The 17,195-nt window shown below is 47.1% G+C and carries 18 protein-coding genes and 1 other annotated feature; of the genes, 17 read left to right on the forward strand and 1 reads right to left on the reverse strand.

From position 1 onward, the window contains the following. Positions 1-88: 88 nt before the first annotated feature. The 11 genes from sigE to MKX59_RS09970 all read left to right on the forward strand — a co-directional run bounded on the left by sigE (position 89) and on the right by MKX59_RS09970 (position 10,174). The gene (sigE, locus tag MKX59_RS09920; protein ID WP_013311082.1) at positions 89-829 is read left to right on the forward strand and encodes an RNA polymerase sporulation sigma factor SigE; all 741 of its coding nucleotides are present in this window, start codon (positions 89-91) and stop codon (positions 827-829) included. A 96-nt stretch (positions 830-925) separates the two neighbouring features. Next, positions 926-1,708, forward strand: a complete 783-nt coding sequence (gene sigG, locus MKX59_RS09925) for an RNA polymerase sporulation sigma factor SigG (protein WP_007431182.1) — start codon at positions 926-928, stop codon at positions 1,706-1,708. A gap of 112 nt (positions 1,709-1,820) precedes the next feature. After that, positions 1,821-2,165, forward strand: a complete 345-nt coding sequence (locus MKX59_RS09930; protein ID WP_023989440.1) for a YlmC/YmxH family sporulation protein — start codon at positions 1,821-1,823, stop codon at positions 2,163-2,165. An 82-nt stretch (positions 2,166-2,247) separates the two neighbouring features. Beyond that, positions 2,248-3,132, forward strand: a complete 885-nt coding sequence (gene pgeF, locus MKX59_RS09935; protein ID WP_023989439.1) for a peptidoglycan editing factor PgeF — start codon at positions 2,248-2,250, stop codon at positions 3,130-3,132. A gap of 8 nt (positions 3,133-3,140) precedes the next feature. Next, complete coding sequence (locus MKX59_RS09940; protein WP_023989438.1) at positions 3,141-3,842, forward strand: YggS family pyridoxal phosphate-dependent enzyme; 702 nt, start codon at positions 3,141-3,143, stop codon at positions 3,840-3,842. Next, positions 3,833-4,285 carry a cell division protein SepF gene (locus tag MKX59_RS09945; RefSeq protein WP_023989437.1) on the forward strand — a complete coding sequence of 151 codons (453 nt, stop codon included), beginning with the start codon at positions 3,833-3,835 and terminating at the stop codon, positions 4,283-4,285. Before MKX59_RS09940 ends, MKX59_RS09945 begins: the two co-directional genes overlap by 10 nt. Positions 4,286-4,292: 7 nt before the next feature. Continuing rightward, entirely contained in the window at positions 4,293-4,550 is a 258-nt protein-coding gene (locus tag MKX59_RS09950) for a YggT family protein (protein WP_023989436.1), read from the forward strand. 8 nt (positions 4,551-4,558) lie between these two features. Then, on the forward strand, positions 4,559-5,341 hold the full coding sequence (locus MKX59_RS09955) for a YlmH family RNA-binding protein (RefSeq protein ID WP_023989435.1): 783 nt from the start codon (positions 4,559-4,561) through the stop codon (positions 5,339-5,341). 172 nt (positions 5,342-5,513) lie between these two features. Continuing rightward, positions 5,514-6,023: a DivIVA domain-containing protein gene (locus MKX59_RS09960; protein ID WP_023989434.1), complete on the forward strand. Its 510-nt coding sequence runs from the start codon at positions 5,514-5,516 to the stop codon at positions 6,021-6,023. Positions 6,024-6,191: 168 nt separating this feature from the next. After that, positions 6,192-6,472: a binding site (T-box leader), on the forward strand. A gap of 79 nt (positions 6,473-6,551) precedes the next feature. Then, a complete protein-coding gene (gene ileS / locus MKX59_RS09965; protein ID WP_023989433.1) occupies positions 6,552-9,641 on the forward strand; it encodes an isoleucine--tRNA ligase in 3,090 nt (1,029 codons plus the stop codon). Between the two features lie 140 nt (positions 9,642-9,781). After that, positions 9,782-10,174 (forward strand): DUF5665 domain-containing protein, encoded by a 393-nt coding sequence (locus MKX59_RS09970; protein ID WP_226887732.1) that lies wholly within the window; start codon positions 9,782-9,784, stop codon positions 10,172-10,174. A 22-nt stretch (positions 10,175-10,196) separates the two neighbouring features. On the opposite strand, the gene MKX59_RS09975 is transcribed toward MKX59_RS09970, so the two are convergent. Then, positions 10,197-10,931, reverse strand: a complete 735-nt coding sequence (locus tag MKX59_RS09975) for a TraR/DksA C4-type zinc finger protein (protein WP_023989431.1) — start codon at positions 10,929-10,931, stop codon at positions 10,197-10,199. Positions 10,932-11,167: 236 nt separating this feature from the next. Between MKX59_RS09975 and lspA the strand changes: the two genes are divergently transcribed. The 6 genes from lspA (at position 11,168) to carA (ending at position 17,194) form a co-directional block, all read left to right on the forward strand. Then, positions 11,168-11,659 carry a signal peptidase II gene (gene lspA, locus MKX59_RS09980; protein WP_023989430.1) on the forward strand — a complete coding sequence of 164 codons (492 nt, stop codon included), beginning with the start codon at positions 11,168-11,170 and terminating at the stop codon, positions 11,657-11,659. A 1-nt stretch (position 11,660) separates the two neighbouring features. Beyond that, the gene (locus tag MKX59_RS09985) at positions 11,661-12,632 is read left to right on the forward strand and encodes an RluA family pseudouridine synthase (protein WP_023989429.1); all 972 of its coding nucleotides are present in this window, start codon (positions 11,661-11,663) and stop codon (positions 12,630-12,632) included. A gap of 504 nt (positions 12,633-13,136) precedes the next feature. Then, positions 13,137-13,703 carry a bifunctional pyr operon transcriptional regulator/uracil phosphoribosyltransferase PyrR gene (gene pyrR, locus MKX59_RS09990; RefSeq protein ID WP_023989428.1) on the forward strand — a complete coding sequence of 189 codons (567 nt, stop codon included), beginning with the start codon at positions 13,137-13,139 and terminating at the stop codon, positions 13,701-13,703. Continuing rightward, positions 13,700-14,614, forward strand: a complete 915-nt coding sequence (locus tag MKX59_RS09995) for an aspartate carbamoyltransferase catalytic subunit (protein ID WP_023989427.1) — start codon at positions 13,700-13,702, stop codon at positions 14,612-14,614. The genes pyrR and MKX59_RS09995 overlap by 4 nt, the downstream gene beginning before the upstream one ends. Positions 14,615-14,673: 59 nt before the next feature. Then, the gene (locus MKX59_RS10000) at positions 14,674-15,996 is read left to right on the forward strand and encodes a dihydroorotase (protein ID WP_028540490.1); all 1,323 of its coding nucleotides are present in this window, start codon (positions 14,674-14,676) and stop codon (positions 15,994-15,996) included. 61 nt (positions 15,997-16,057) lie between these two features. Then, the gene (carA, locus tag MKX59_RS10005; RefSeq protein ID WP_075154448.1) at positions 16,058-17,194 is read left to right on the forward strand and encodes a glutamine-hydrolyzing carbamoyl-phosphate synthase small subunit; all 1,137 of its coding nucleotides are present in this window, start codon (positions 16,058-16,060) and stop codon (positions 17,192-17,194) included. The last annotated feature ends 1 nt before the right edge of the window (position 17,195 follow it).

Consider the following 17,195-nt stretch of genomic DNA (forward strand, 5'->3'; position numbering starts at 1 on the left):
TGATGTTTGAAGGCGACGAGAAATATCCAATGGTGAAATGGGCGGAGCACAGTTGGAATTGCACTATTTTCAAAAGGGGGAGAATGATATGCGGGAACAGATGAAATTGAAGATGAAAATTAGGCTAGCATTGCAACTGCAATATTATCGTATTTTATTTTTATTTGGGCTGAAAAGTGAAGAAATTTATTATATTGGCGGCAGCGAGGCGCTCCCCCCACCGCTGACGAGAGACGAAGAAGAATATTTGCTGGGGAAACTTTCTTCTGGAGATGCAGCAGTACGGTCGATGCTAATCGAAAGAAATTTGCGGTTAGTCGTATATATTGCCCGTAAATTTGAGAATACGGGAATCAACATTGAGGATCTCGTATCCATTGGTGCTATTGGACTAATCAAAGCGGTTAACACTTTTGATCCAGAGAAGAAAATCAAACTTGCGACATATGCGTCTCGATGCATTGAGAATGAGATTTTGATGTATTTGCGTCGCAATAGTAAAACGAGAACGGAAGTTTCTTTTGATGAGCCTCTGAATATTGATTGGGACGGTAATGAATTATTGCTTTCCGATGTGATGGGGACGGAAAATGATACCATTTACCGTAATATTGAGGAGCAGGTGGACCGTAAATTATTGCATAAGGCACTGGATAAGTTGACGGATCGAGAGCGTTTAATTATGGAGCTGCGCTTCGGCTTACAAGACGGAGAAGAGAAGACACAGAAGGATGTTGCTGACCTGTTGGGTATCTCGCAATCGTATATTTCGCGTCTGGAAAAGCGAATTATAAAGCGCTTACGAAAAGAATTTAATAAAATGGTATAATGCATGGGTATATCCGGAAGCGATGGAAACGGCGAATAAAAAAATGCCCTCAGGAGATAATGTACATTAATGTTGCTCCTTGGGAGGTAAGACACGATGACCCGAAATAAAGTGGAAATTTGCGGTGTGGATACCGCCAAACTGCCGGTATTAACCAATGCAGAAATGCGCGAGTTGTTCACATCACTTCAGCAAAATAATGAACGATCAGCCAGAGAAAAATTGGTCAACGGCAATCTCCGACTCGTCCTGAGTGTGATTCAACGATTTAACAATCGGGGAGAGTTTGTGGACGATTTGTTCCAGGTAGGATGTATCGGCCTAATGAAGGCGATTGATAATTTTGACCTTTCGCAAAACGTAAAGTTCTCCACTTATGCGGTGCCGATGATTATCGGAGAGATCCGCCGTTATTTGCGGGATAACAATCCGATCCGTGTATCTCGTTCGTTACGGGATATTGCATATAAGGCGCTTCAGGTGCGGGACAGTCTGACGAATCTGAACTCGCGAGAACCAACGATTTTTGAAATTTCAGAGGCATTGAATGTGCCCAAAGAAGACGTTGTGTTCGCGTTGGATGCGATTCAGGATCCGGTTTCGCTGTTCGAGCCGATATATCACGACGGGGGCGACCCAATCTATGTGATGGATCAGATCAGTGATGACAGAAATAAAGACGTCTCATGGATTGAGGAAATCGCTCTGCGGGAAGCGATGCATCGCCTGGGCCAGCGTGAAAAGATGATATTGTCTATGCGTTTTTATGAAGGAAAGACGCAAATGGAGGTTGCCGACGAAATCGGTATCTCTCAAGCCCAGGTTTCAAGATTAGAGAAGTCGGCTATACAGCAAATGCAAAAACATGTAAAGTCCTAATGAAATGAATGCTTGAATGATTCAGCGATAAAAACGATCCTACCCGGATCGTTTTTGCGTTTACAGGACATTTTTTGGGCTCTTCCGCTCATATAGTGAAATAAAGGATGTGATGCGTGTGAGTGCACCAGAAACGTCAGTAAGAGCAATGAAAATTTCCGAGTTTCAAACCAAGGATGTCATTAACATTGTAGATGGACGACGTCTGGGACAAATCAGTGATTTGGAGATTGACGTGCGGCAGGGGAAAATTGAAGCCATTGTGGTTCCAGGCAGCAGTCGTTTTATGGGCTGGTTTGGAGGCGGAAGCGAGTTGGTCATTCCGTGGCGCAACATTGTGAAAATTGGTTCGGATGTTGTGCTTGTACGACTGGAAGGATTGCATGAGCCGCCGGGTGAAGGGGAGGAAAAGTTATATATCGAACGTCAAGAGCGGAGTGACCGACGGGGCTTCTGAACTTGCAGATCTACGTATTTTAGTGTGTTGTGAAGACACGGCGGCGGCTTTTTGGTACACTGGGCAGTAGAGGTGAGAATGAATGGAACCATTTGTAGTGAACACCGAGGCTACGGGGGCTGCGCTTATGAAAGATGGCGGACGTCCCGTACCGGAGTTGTTATATATTCAATCTTGGGAGCGGCAGGTTCAGGGATTAACAGCGGGTTTTACAGGTCGTCATGGCGGTGTCAGTGAGGTGCCCTACGCTAGTCTGAACTGTGCGTTCCATGTAGGGGATGACCCCGAGCAAGTTATTCGTAACCGTCGGCTCATTGCTGAGCAGCTTGGCTTTGCTGCTGAAGCGTGGACGTGCGGTGAACAGGTTCATGGTCATCATGTTGCCGTGGTCAAGGCTGCTGATCGCGGGCGAGGCTTTATGGATCGTGCATCCGCTTTTCAGGACACAGATGGACTTTTGACGAATGTACCTGGCATTTTGCTGACGTCCTTTTATGCAGACTGTGTACCATTATATTTTTGTGATCCAGTGCGCCGTGTGATTGGGTTGGCGCATGCAGGCTGGAAGGGAACCGTTGCGGAAATCGCATTGAAAATGGTACAGACCATGCAAAACGAATATGGATCTCAGCCGTCTGATATACTAGCAGCTATTGGTCCTTCCATTGGTTCTGAATCCTATGAGGTGGATGAGCACGTGATGAGCCAAATTCGGGTTTTGGAGCATGATTGCCCGGGTAATGATAAATGGGAAGGTTCTGTTTACTTCCCCTTAACCGCCGGAAAAACACTACTTGACTTGAAACAATGCAATCGACACATTATGATGAAAGCAGGAATATTGCCGAGCCATATCGAATGTACTACCTTATGCACGAGTAGCCGTAGCGATTTGTTTTTTTCATATCGCAAAGAAGGCGGCGTCACAGGAAGAATGGCGAGTTGGATTGGTCTGGAAGAGAGGTGAGTCCTCACGTGTCTTTGGAGGAACGAATTAAAGAAGTGAATGCCCGTGTAGAAGCGGCATGTGACCGAAGCGGACGTTCGTGTGATGAAGTTAATGTGATCGCTGTCACGAAATATGTTTCGGCGGCGACAATGACATCGGTATTGGATAGCGACTTAGAGCATGTGGGCGAAAATCGCTGGCAGGATGCTGCGGATAAATGGAGCAAGTTGGGTGACCGGGGAACGTGGCATTTTATTGGTCATCTCCAAACGAATAAGGTTAAAGATGTGATTGGAAAATTTAAATTTATACATTCGCTTGACCGCTTATCGCTCGCTCTGGAATTGGACAAGAAGGCAGCCGCTCTGGGACTGCGAGTTAAAGCTTTTGTGCAAGTCAATATTTCTGGGGAAATATCCAAATATGGCTTGTCCTCTGAGGCGGTTGTCCCCTTTTTGGAACAAATTCGCGAGTTGGAGCATGTGGACGTGATTGGCTTGATGACGATGGCTCCTCATGAGGAAGACCCGGAAAAAACTCGGCCTGTGTTTCGGGGATTACGTGAATTACGGGATAGGTTAAATGGACAAGCCTTGACCAGAGAACCCATCGCTCACTTGTCTATGGGGATGTCCAATGATTTTGAAGTGGCGGTTGAAGAGGGAGCGACCTGGCTGCGGCTTGGTTCCGTACTGGTCGGACGAGAGGAGGATTTCCATTGGGCGTAATGAATAAGTTCATGAACTTTCTGGGGCTTCAGGAAGAAGAGGAAGTTATAGAGCGAGAGGTTATGAATACGCCGGAAGATCAAGAAATTGAAACCCCAAGCTTTGATAAACGTAAGAACCAGAAGAGCACTAATGTTGTCAGCATCCATTCACAGAAAAATGTGAAAGTTGTCCTGTATGAGCCGCGTTCTTATGATGAAGCACAGGAAATTGCCGACCATATCCGTTCCCATCGCACCGTCGTAGTTAATTTGCAACGAATTCGCAAGGATCAGGCGCTGCGCATTATTGATTTTTTGAGTGGTACTGTGTATGCACTGGGTGGTGGTATCTCCAAGGTCGGGAACAATATTTTTCTGTGTACACCAGATACGGTTGAGATTCAAGGCTCTATTACGGAAATACTGGCTGACACTGAACAAGAACTTAACAGAATGAGGTGAACTTTTCTTGATCGAGGTAATTTACTGGCTATTTCAGATTTATTCGTACATGATCATTGCATATGTTCTGCTGTCATGGCTTCCTAATGCCAGAGAGAGTGTAATTGGCGATTTACTTGCCAAGTTTGTGGAGCCGTATTTGTCTCCGTTTCGCAGGTTTATACCGCCAATCTTCGGGATGATTGATATTTCACCCATCGTTGCGCTGATTGCTCTGCGTTTTGCGTCATACGGTTTGATTTCTTTAATTGGTAATTTCGTCTAGGAGGAGTTATGCGAACTGAGATTTATGAGCATTTTCACCCGGATGAACGGGATTATGTGGATCGCGCTTCCGAATGGATCAGTCATGCGGGAGCTTATCATGAGCAGAAGCTGACTGATTTTTTGGACCCGCGCCAACAGTACATATTGGAGACACTTGCTTCGAAGGAAGACAAGGTCACGATTAGGGTAGATGGCGGATATATGGCTTCAGAACGAAAGCGGGCGCTTATTGCGCCCGATTATTCGTATTTGGACGGTGAGGAGATGGGGATTCAGGTCCTTTCCATCACATCTGACGATCATAAAATAGGTACCCTTGAGCACGGTGATTATCTAGGTGCCCTACTGGGACTTGGAATCAAACGTGGGAAAATCGGGGACATTCATGTACTTGATGATGGGTGCCATGTATTGGTAGCTTCAGAGATCGGTGATTTTATGACGATGCATTTGCAGCAGGTACATCGTGTCCATGTATGGACAGAACTGTTGCCTGTAGCGAGTCTGCGAACGAAGGAAGTTGCATTAGAGGCGCTAGATCTGACTGTCGCTTCTTTACGACTGGACGGTATTGCCAGCGATGTATACAAGCTAAGCCGCAGTAAAATATTAACACCGATTCGGGCGGGACGGTGCCGGGTAAATTGGAAGGTGGAGGAGAATCCATCCACTCCACTTAAAGCTGGGGACGTTATTTCCATGCAGGGTTTTGGGCGTTTCAAAGTGCTTGAAACAGACGGGATGACAAAAAAGGGAAGATTCCGTGTCAAAATTGGTAAGTTTGTATAGCTGTAGGCAGGAATCACGAGCTTTCTGTCGAAAGAATTAAGCTATAGCGAAGAACTGGAACGATTTTGCTCTGTACAGTATTCACAAAACGGGGTATGATGACCGATAGATGATAGTGAGCGTCGTGACGCGGAAAATGTAATTTTTGTCAATCTTATAGGAGGTGGACGGCATGCCATTAACGCCATTGGATATACATAACAAGGAATTTGCCCGCCGGCTTCGCGGTTATGATGAGGATCAGGTTAATGAATTTTTGGATCAGGTGATCAAAGATTACGAGGGCGTTATTCGTGAAAATAAAGAACTGAGCACCGAGTTGTTGAACGTACAGGAGAAGCTCGATCATTTCGCGACCATTGAGGATACGCTGAGTAAGACGATTATCGTGGCGCAGGAAGCGGCTGATGAAGTTCGTAACAACGCCAAGAAAGAATCCCAACTGATCGTGAAGGAAGCGGAAAAAAATGCGGACCGTATTGTGAACGAAGCATTGTCTAAATCCCGCAAGATCGCGTTGGAGGTTGAAGAACTGAAGAAGCAGGCATCGATTTACCGAGCACGGTTTCGTACACTGGTGGAAGCGCAGCTTGACTTGTTAAGCCAAGACGGCTGGGAAGCCCTTGAAAACCGGGAACGCGAAGTACTGGAGCGCGAGCGTGAGATGAAAGAAATTTACTAATTTCATTTCTGACAAGCTTTTATTAGGCTTTGTTAGGGTTGACTTTTATCTTTAAACAGGCTATAACTGTAAATACTATACTGAATTCAATGATTATCCGTCTGTCGGCTGATGGTTGTTATTCAAGGCAACGATGTTGCTGGTTTAATATTCGATGAATTTAACATGTTTAATTCGTTGATGGGAACGAGTACGTCATGATTTGTCCCTCAGAGAGTTGGCCTTCCGGTGCAAGCCAACGTTCAGAACATGACCGAAGATCCTCCCGGAGAAGTGAGCTGAAGCGCTTAAGATTTATGGCGTGTGTAAGCAATCACCGTTTGCCATGCGTTATAATGGCGCCCTGCTGTAGTTGAGTGGGGCTCAGAGAGCCGTGATGAGACTGTATTTTAGAATGGTCTGTTTTTACGGAATCAGGGTGGTAACGCGAGCACAGTCTCGTCCCTTTACAGGGATGGGGCTTTTTTTGTTGCTTTTTTTAGGAAATGCTAGGGAAATCAATGATGAGCAGAGAGGGAGTATGACAGTATGAACAGAGTGGATGTTAAAGAAAAAGCACGGTCCCGTGACCTGCGCATCCTGAGCAAATGGAAACAAGAGGACACATTCCGTAAATCCATCACAAATCGTGAAGGAAAGCCAAATTTTGTATTTTATGAGGGCCCACCAACAGCTAACGGTAAACCGCATATCGGTCACGTGCTGGGCCGTGTAATTAAGGATTTTGTAGGCCGCTATCAGACAATGAAGGGATACCGCGTCGTACGTAAGGCAGGCTGGGACACGCATGGCTTGCCGGTAGAATTGGGTGTACAAAAGCAACTGGGAATCTCCCACAAACCTGAAATTGAAGAATATGGCGTTGAAAAGTTTATTAAAAAATGTAAGGCAAGCGTGTTTGAGTACGAGCAACAATGGCGTGATCTAACCGAAGCGATCGGATACTGGACTGACCTCGATAACCCGTACATTACATTGGATAATAACTATATCGAGAGCGTATGGAACATTTTGGCGACAATTCATGAAAAAGATCTGCTGTATCGTGGTCATCGTGTGAGTCCGTATTGCCCGGATTGTCAGACGACGCTAAGTTCTCATGAAGTAGCGCAGGGCTACAAAGATGTGAAGGATCTGAGTGCCACGGCGAAATTCAAGTTGCATAGCAGTGGTGAATATGTACTGGCTTGGACGACAACACCCTGGACCTTGCCGAGTCACGTGGCGCTCGCCGTCAACCCTGAACTGGAATATGCACGTGTGAAGCAGGAAGACGGTGTATACATCGTTGCTAAAAATCTGGTTGAGGACGTAATTAAAGGCGATCATGAAGTGATTGGCACACTATCCGGTTCAGAACTGGTTGGCCAAACGTATACCCCGCCATTTACGTATTTTCAGGTTGAGAAGGGTAATCAGATTCTGGGTGCGAAGTTCGTAACAGACTCCAGCGGTACAGGTATCGTTCATATGGCTCCGGCGCATGGTGAGGATGATTACCGGGTATGTCGTGAAAATGGTGTTGAGTTCATCAACGTGGTGGATCTTCAAGGTAACTATGTAGAGGAAATCACTGATTTTGCAGGCCGTTTTGTGAAAGACTGTGATGTAGATATTGTTAAAATGCTGTCCGAAAAAGGTTTGCTGTACAGCAAGGAAAAATACGAGCATAGCTATCCGTTCTGCTGGCGCTGCGATACTCCATTATTGTACTATGCTATGGACAGCTGGTTTATCAAAACAACTGCGATCAAGGATCAATTGATTGCCAACAACAGCGAAGTCGAATGGTACCCGGGGCATATACGTGAAGGACGTTTTGGCAAGTTTTTGGAGGAACTGGTGGATTGGAACATCAGTCGCGATCGCTATTGGGGTACACCACTAAACATCTGGGTTTGTGAGGAAACTGGAGAACAGTTCGCTCCGCATAGTATTGCTGAATTGAGGGAACGTGCGATTGGCGATGTACCAGCGGACATCGAGCTGCACAAACCATATGTAGATGATATTAAGGTTCGTAGCCAATGCGGTAAATACGAAATGACTCGTACACCGGAAGTAATCGACGTATGGTTCGATAGTGGCTCCATGCCGTTTGCACAGCATCATTATCCTTTTGAAAATAATGAAACGTTCGAGCAGCAATTTCCGGCAGATATGATCTGTGAAGGGATTGACCAGACTCGTGGCTGGTTCTATAGCTTGCTTGCGGTTTCGACTATGCTGACTGGCAAAGCTCCTTATAAAGCTGTCATGGCGACAGGCCATGTACTGGATGAGCAGGGGCAGAAAATGTCTAAATCCAAGGGTAATGTTATTGATCCGTGGGAAGTGATTGACGAGTACGGTACAGATGCTTTCCGCTGGGCATTGCTGTCTGATAGTGCACCATGGAATAGCAAACGTTTTTCCAAAGGCATTGTAGGTGAGGCTAAATCGAAGCTGGTGGATACGCTTGTAAATACACACGCTTTTCTGACTTTGTATGCGGATATCGACGGATTTGATCCGGCACAGCATCCGTTCAAACCATCGGCTCATAAGTTGGATCGTTGGATTTTGTCCCGTCTGAACAGCCTCATTTTGGTAGTGGACAAAGCGCTGGCTGTAAATGACTTCCTGAACTCATCTAAAGCAATTGAATCGTTTGTTGATGAGCTGAGCAACTGGTATATCCGTCGTTCACGCGACCGATTCTGGGGCAATGGTCTTACAGAAGATAAGCTGGATGCATACCGTACACTGACCGAAGTGTTGTTAACGACTGCCAAACTGCTTGCGCCGTTTACACCACTGCTTGCAGAGGATATTTACCTCAACCTAAGCAACGAGGAAAGTGTTCATCTGGATGATTATCCGACTGCCAATGAGTCCTTGATCGATTTGGAACTGGAACGAGATATGGAAACGGCACGCCGTGTCGTTGAATTGGCGCGTAACGTCCGCAACGAAACGGGTTTGAAAACGCGTCAACCGTTGTCCGAGTTGATTCTGTCCATGGATCAGGACTTTGAACTGAGTGGCTATGAGGAAATCATCAAAGATGAGATTAACGTGAAGCATATTCATGTTGAGACGGACGATAGCGGCTTTGTAGATTTTACACTGAAACTGAATTTGAAAGTAGCAGGCAAGAAATACGGCAAAAATGTCGGTTTCCTACAAAACTTTTTCAAAGGAATGTCTGCTGAGGATACCCGTTCTGTTGTAGAAAAAGGAGTGTTAAACGTCGCTTCTCCAGAAGGTGAAGAGCTGCAAGTTACGGCCGAAGAACTGCTGGTGGAGAAAAAAGCGAAAGAAGGCTTCGCTTCTGCTTCCGGTTATGGCTTAACGGTAGCGTTGAACACAGACATTACGCCAGAGCTGGAGCAAGAGGGTTGGGTACGTGAAGTGGTTCGTGCGGTACAGGATTATCGTAAAAAACTGGATCTGCCGATTGAAAAGTATGTGGCGTTGACGTTGGATGTAGATAACGAGCTGCGTCAGGCCATCGAAAGCTTCGATTCTGTGTTGCGTGAGAACGTATTGGTTACTACTGTGACATTTGGTCAAGCCGAACCGGCAGAACATGTGGATGTGAACGGTAAAACCATCGGCGTTCATATTGGAGAATAATTACAAGCCCCCTGTCCCATAATACAATAACAGGCAGCATATAAAAACGAGCCTAAGCATCGGAAACGGTTTTTCTCCGTTACGTGCTTCGGCTCGTTTGCTGCGTTCAGGGCAGCCATGGGAAAAGGGGGATTGTGCATATGACGGCACGATCAAGGCGTAGACAGGGGAGAAGTCTCCGAGAGATGAACGGAGAAGGAGCAGCCGTAGCCGCAGATAAAAGCAAAACAGGTAATCAGGCAGAGCAATTAAGTCGTGTTGAAAAGCTGATACGTGCTGTGTCAGAGCAGATGGAACGGACACGTATTGCAGATTATGCTTTGCTGCTGAACAAGCCTTGGCGATTACTTTGGCTAAATCTAATATCAGGCGTTTCCAGGGGAATCGGCATCGCGCTAGGTTTTACTTTTTTTGCCGCTACCATTATTTATGTGCTGCAAGTGCTCGGAGCGTTGAATTTGCCGATTATCGGTGATTATATCGCTGATATTGTACGAATTGTACAACGACAATTGGAGCTTACTACCTATTAGGCAGCGATCTCCACTTTGAAGTTCACGATTCGTCTTCGTGCGTATCCGGCTCCAGTAGACCTTCGCCCTCGCCATCTTCGATATAACGCTGATAAATGGAACTACGAATAACGGAAACATTTTGTCCATAAATGTCAGTAGCAACAAAGCTTTCGTATGGTTCTACGAAGCCCATATTATCGTCGCCTGCTTCAATTTCCATATCATCATAACTGTGGATTTCTCTACTTTCGGCCATGGCTGGTGTGTTAGAGGTACCCCAATTTTCGACGATCTGCCATGCATCTTCACCATCGAAGCCGTTTTGATCATCACGCTCATCCAGACTTGTTCTGCCGAACGAGGGAGCGAGAAATTCTTCCTCCACTGGGCGGCGGTTAGACACTTCTGTTTCGGGACTGTACTCTTTACAGTAAATGGTATAGGGAACAGCCAGTAGGCGCTCATAGGGAATGGGTTTACCGCTGGCGGCACAAATGCCATACGTCCCCTTTTCCATGGCCATCAGAGCTGATTCGATGCGTTCTAATTGGAATTCGTCGTGCTCCAGTAAGGAAATATCCTTGGCTCGCTCGTAGGTTTCGGTAGCCAGATCTCCTGGGTGGTTATCAATAGGAGAAAGCTCGCCGGTTTGATCGCGTTGGGAATCGCCGAGTCCGTAATGGCCGTTGTCCTGCAAACGATGCTCAATTTCTTTTTTGCGTTCCAGCAGTTCGTTACGCAAGCCCTGCAATTGTTGCTCCGTCAATGGGGACATGGAATCCTCTCCTTGTTCTAGGTTTACATGCGCATGCGTTGTGTCGAGTATGCTCCTTGTAGTTTGCACCGGGAAGGCCTCTTTTACATAGGAAATTCTAATCAAATGCAGTGGAGTTCATTTTATAGATGATCTGTACTTGATAGCTTGCGGGTTTCGTGGACGATCTGAGAACGCTTATGCTACAATAAATGGGTTCAACAACGGATATAAGCGGATCGGAGTGACGAAGGACTGTGATTTATTTTGGTATTGCGCTAATTATTTTTTTGATTGATCAGGGAGTAAAATATTTGGTGGCTACGCGGATGGAATTGTACGAGCAAATACCAGTCATCGGCAATTTCTTTTTAATCACCTCCCATCGTAATCGTGGAGCCGCTTTTGGGATTTTGGAAGGTCAACGTTGGCTTTTTATCGTGATTACAATTGTAGTGGTGATCGGTATCGTCTGGTACCTGCGAAAAACAGTCAAGGCTGGACAAAAGCTACTTCCTGTTGCGCTAAGTTTGGTGCTGGGGGGAGCAGTCGGTAACTTTTTGGATCGGGCTATTTCAGGTGAAGTGGTTGATTTTGCGCAATTCAATTTTGGAAGCTATACGTTCCCGATTTTTAATGTGGCAGATTCGGCGATTGTCATCGGTGTAGCACTGATTATTTTGGATACATTGCTGGAATCGCGTCGGGAAAAAGGAAATGGCAATGATAGCATTGAAGGGAAGTCATAGCATGAGCGAAGTGAATGAAAACGGCGAAGCCGCAGGTCTGTCTTATGAAGACGAACTGGAGAGTGAATCTCTGGAATGGACAGCGGATTCCGTGGATGCCAAAACACGTATAGACAAATATATCGCCGAAGAAATGAAGGAAGTGTCTCGTTCTCAGATACAGCTGTGGATCGGAAATGGTCGGGTGTTGGTGAACGGTACGGCGATCAAGGCGAACTACAAGCTGGCTGAAGGAGATCGTATTGTATTATCGGTACCGGAGCCAGAAAGTGTAGATATTGTACCGGAAAATATTCCGTTGGATGTCGTTTACGAGGATTCGGACGTTATTGTTATTAACAAGCAACGTGGTCTGGTCGTGCATCCTGCACCGGGACACTCTTCGGGAACATTGGTTAACGCACTGATGTACCACTGCCACGATCTTTCCGGCATCAATGGGGAATTACGTCCTGGTATTGTTCACCGTATTGATAAGGATACATCAGGACTGCTGATGGCGGCTAAAAATGATCAGGCTCACGCATCACTTGCAGCACAGCTTAAGGACCATAGTGTGACTCGGAAATATATAGCCTTAGTTCACGGTCATTTGAGCCACGATCAGGGAACGGTAGATGCTCCGATTGGCCGCGATTCGGGTGATCGCAAATTGTTCACAGTGACGGAACGTAACAGCAAGCATGCAGTCACCCATTTTCTCGTCATTGAACGGTTGGGGGATTATACCCTGCTTGAACTTCAATTGGAAACAGGACGCACACACCAAATTCGTGTTCACATGAAATTTATTGGACACCCATTGGTTGGCGACCCTATGTATGGACGCAGCAAAGGGGTTCGTATGGATGGTCAGGCGCTGCATGCGGCGGTACTGGGTTTTAAGCATCCATCCACTGGAGAGTACATGGAATTCAACAGACCGATCCCTCCTGATATGGAGGATGTGTTAGCATCCTTGCGTAGTCGCTAAAACAATGACAATTTGCATTCCTATTCACAAACCTGAATAAATTATTAAGTTAAACCGCCTAAAGGGCGGTTTTTTTATTGTGGGATAAGGTATGGGTAAAAACAACTATGGATAATTATACAATGAAGTTGTATAATTATTAGAGTGCTTCCGGTGGTTCCGGTTGAACGGGTGTTGACACACGATTTTCAATCTGTCATACTTCTCGTAGTTGCGATGAACTTTGTCCAAGAGATGGCTAACCATCTCACACTATGAGAAGCAGGACAAAGGAAATCCTGAATAGCACCTTTAAATCAGTCCCGTGAGGCTGGCAAGGTAACGTGAATGGATCACTGATCAGTGCATCCGCTGCGGCGGTATGTCTTCAGTGTGTCCGAGAGATCGGAGAACAGTAGAAGACTGTTCACACGAGACTCCTTGCCAAACTTGGGCAAGGAGTCTTTTTTGTATCCGAACACGGGACCAGGTCTGAAGGGAACATCACCTGAGGAGGCTGGAAGCATGAGTCATGAAACACATGTACTGATGGATGAAATTGCGATTCGTCGGGCATTGACACGGATTGCACATGAAATTTTGGAGAAAAACAAAGGTATTGACGATTGTGTGCTAGTAGGTATTCGAACACGTGGAGTTCATCTGGCGCAACGTCTGGCTGAAAAAATTGCTGAGATTGAAGGCGCACCAATTCCATGGGGAGAGCTGGATGTTACAGCCTACCGGGATGACCGGAGCAGCGTAGCCGAAGCTAAAGGAAATGGAAAAGAGCTTTTGATGAATCCTGCTGACGTATCGGTTCATGATAAGAAAGTCATTCTCTTTGACGATGTGCTGTATACAGGCCGCACCATCCGCGCGGCGATGGATGCATTGATGCACTGCGGACGACCGCAAATGATCCAGCTGGCAGTGCTAGCGGATCGCGGACACCGTGAGCTTCCGATTCGTCCGGATTACATCGGCAAGAACATCCCGACCTCCAAATCTGAGGAAATCGTAGTAGCCCTTCAAGAGACGGACGGTAAGGACGAAGTGACAATCATTCAGAACCGGGGGGAACAGCTATGATCACAACAGCCAGTCAACTTAAAGAACGTAGCCTGCTCGGGTTAAAGGAACTTAGCCGAAATGAAATCGAGTCCATTCTGGATCGCGCTCATTATTGGGAGTCTCAACCAGAAAAACTGGTTCCAGTACTGCAATCACGCTTTGCGGCCAACATGTTTTTTGAAAACAGCACTCGCACCCGCTTTTCTTTTGAAATGGCAGAGAAGCGGCTGGGCGCTCAGGTTTTGAACTTTTCCGCTGCGGCTTCCAGTGTGGAAAAAGGGGAGTCCATTTACGATACAGTACGTACGCTCGAATCCATGGGCATTGACGCAGGAGTCATCCGGTTAAAGCCAGCCGGGGTGCTGCAAGAGCTCGCTGAAAAGGTCAGTGTCCCACTGGTTAATGCGGGGGACGGCAACAATGAGCATCCAACGCAGGCTCTGCTGGACCTGTACACCATGCGCAAAACTTTCGGTGAGCTTAAAGGCTTGAGAGTATCCATCATAGGAGACATTCTGCACAGCCGTGTCGCTCGCTCGAATCTGTGGGCCTTGCAAAAATTCGGAGCCAAGGTTAGCTTCTGCGCTCCTGATAATATGCAAGCACCTGATCTTGCGGCGTACGCGCCTTATGTTCCGATGCAAGAGGCACTACAGGCGGACGTGGTCATGATGCTTCGGGTACAGCTGGAACGGCATGCTGAAGGGATGTTGCGCTCAGCGGATGAGTATCGAGAGCAGTACGGTTTGACAGAAAAAAGAGCAGCGAACCTGAAGCCCGGAACGATTATCATGCATCCAGCTCCAGTGAATCGGAATGTGGAAATTGATAGTGCAGTTGTGGAAAGCGAACAATCGCGAATTTTTCCGCAAATGGCAAACGGAGTTCCGATCCGCATGGCGGTTATGGAACGGGCAATGAAGCTGTAGAAGCTGTCAATTGGATCGTAGGAAAAAGTTGCAGAAAACTGAGCGGAGGAATATTTCAGATGAAACAATTAATAATGAATGCAAGCGTATTGAACGAGCAGGGCGAGGCTGAATTGAAATCAATCCTAATCGCCGACGGAAAAATTTTGGCTATCGCAAATGCAGATGCTGGAGTCAGCCTACTTATAGAAGAAGGGGCATCTGAGCAGGAGCGCGAAGTTGAAAAAATCGACGCCCAGGGAAAACTGGTCATCCCCGGTTTAATCGACATGCATGTGCATCTGAGAGAACCTGGCTTTGAATATAAAGAAACGATTGAAACGGGCAGCCGTGCGGCGGTGAAAGGCGGATTTACGACGATTGCCTGCATGCCAAACACACGTCCAGTGACTGACAATGTGGACACAGTCCAGCTGGTATTGAAAAAGGGACAGGAAGCCGGGCTTGCCAAGGTTCTTCCTTACGCAGCCATTACGAAAAACGAACTGGGGCGTGAGCTGACAGATTTTGAAGCGCTCAAAGCAGCGGGTGCAATCGGCTTTACTGACGATGGTGTCGGGGTGCAAAGCGCGCAAATGATGAAGGATGCCATGGCGCGGGCCAAAGCACTGGATATGCCGGTTATTGCACACTGTGAGGATAACACGCTTGTTGAAGGAGCGGCGGTGACGGACGGCGAATTTGCCAAGCGCCACGGACTTAAAGGCATTCCGAACGAATCCGAAGCCATTCACGTCGGACGAGACATTTTACTATCCGAGGCAACCGGGGCACACTATCATGTATGCCATGTCAGCACGGAGCAGTCAGTGCGGTTAATCCGCCACGCGAAATCTTTTGGCATCAAGGTAACGGCTGAGGTATGCCCACACCACTTGGTATTGTCAGATGAGGACATCCCTGGGCTGGATGCGAACTGGAAAATGAATCCTCCGCTCCGCTCCCCACGTGATGTGCAGGCATGCATAGAGGGACTGGAAGACGGTACGATTGACATCGTCGTAACCGACCATGCAGCGCACAGTGAGGAAGAGAAGGCAAGAGGTATGGAGCTGGCGCCATTCGGAATCGTTGGTTTTGAGACGGCCTTTCCGCTGTTGTACACAAAATTCGTAGCTACCGGACAGTGGACGCTGGACTTTCTAGTGCGTCGTATGACTGCTGATCCAGCGCGTGTCTTCCGCCTTGATACGGGACGCCTGGAAGAAGGGGCTCCAGCTGACCTGACCATGATTGATCTGGAGCAGGAGCAGGCAGTTGATCCGCAAACGTTTGCCAGCAAAGGACGCAACACTCCTTTTACAGGCTGGAAGCTCAAAGGCTGGCCCGTGAAAACTTGGGTAGACGGCAAACTGGTATGGTCTGCTGACGAAGCAAAATAAATAGAAACCACTAAATAAATAGAACCTAATAGCAGGAAACAATATAGAGGAGTGAGACGGGATGCAGGCAAGATTGTTACTTCAGGACGGCACGCTGTTTACAGGCACATCATTTGGTGCGGAAGGTGAAAAAACAGGCGAGGTCGTTTTCAACACAGGGATTACAGGCTATCAAGAGGTGCTGACTGATCCCTCTTATTGCGGACAAATCGTAACGATGACTTACCCGCTGATTGGCAATTACGGAATTACTCGGGATGACTTTGAATCGGTACGGCCTTATGTCCATGGCTTTGCTGTTCGACATTACGAGCCGGCGCCAAGTAACTGGCGTGCTCAATACAGCGTGGGCGATTTGCTGAAGGAATATGGCATCATTGGCATTAGCGACATCGACACCCGCATGCTTACCCGGATTATTCGCCATCACGGCACGATGAAGGGCATTTTGACGACTGGTTCCCAGCCGCTGGAAGAACTGAAAGAAATGATGTCTGACCTCACCATTGAAGAATTGCGTAATCAGGTTCCTATGACTTCCACACCTCATCCGTACAGCAGTCCTGGCAACGGAGAGCGGATCGTACTGATTGACTACGGTGCAAAAAGCGGCATTTTGCGCGAACTGAATAAACGGGACTGCGATGTGGTTGTCGTTCCACATGATACGACGGCTGAGGAAATTCGCCGTTTGGACCCGGACGGTATCCAGCTGTCTAACGGCCCTGGAGATCCAAAAGACGTACCCCATGCCGTTCGTACGGTAGCTGAACTGTTAGGGGAATACCCGATTTTCGGAATTTGCTTGGGACACCAGTTGTTCGCTTTAGCTTCGGGAGCGGATACGGAGAAGCTGAAATTCGGACATCGCGGTGGTAACCACCCGGTGAAAGAACTGGAGAGCGGACGTTGCTTTATCACATCACAAAATCACGGCTACACGGTGAATGAGAATTCGATCCAAGGAACTGAGCTTGAAGTGACGCATATTAATAACAACGATAAAACGATTGAAGGTCTTAAACATACCAAGTATCCCGCGTTTTCGGTTCAATATCATCCAGAGGCTGCACCAGGACCTTACGATAATGGCTACCTGTTTGACCGTTTTCTGGACATGATCCGTGAGCACAAAAGAAATCATCCAAAGCAACCGCGTCAGGCTGCTATCGCCGCCGCAGTGAGAGGAGAGCGCTAAT

Source organism: Paenibacillus sp. FSL R7-0340 (genome assembly GCF_038002205.1).
GTDB classification, from domain to species: Bacteria; Bacillota; Bacilli; order Paenibacillales; family Paenibacillaceae; genus Paenibacillus; species Paenibacillus polymyxa_B.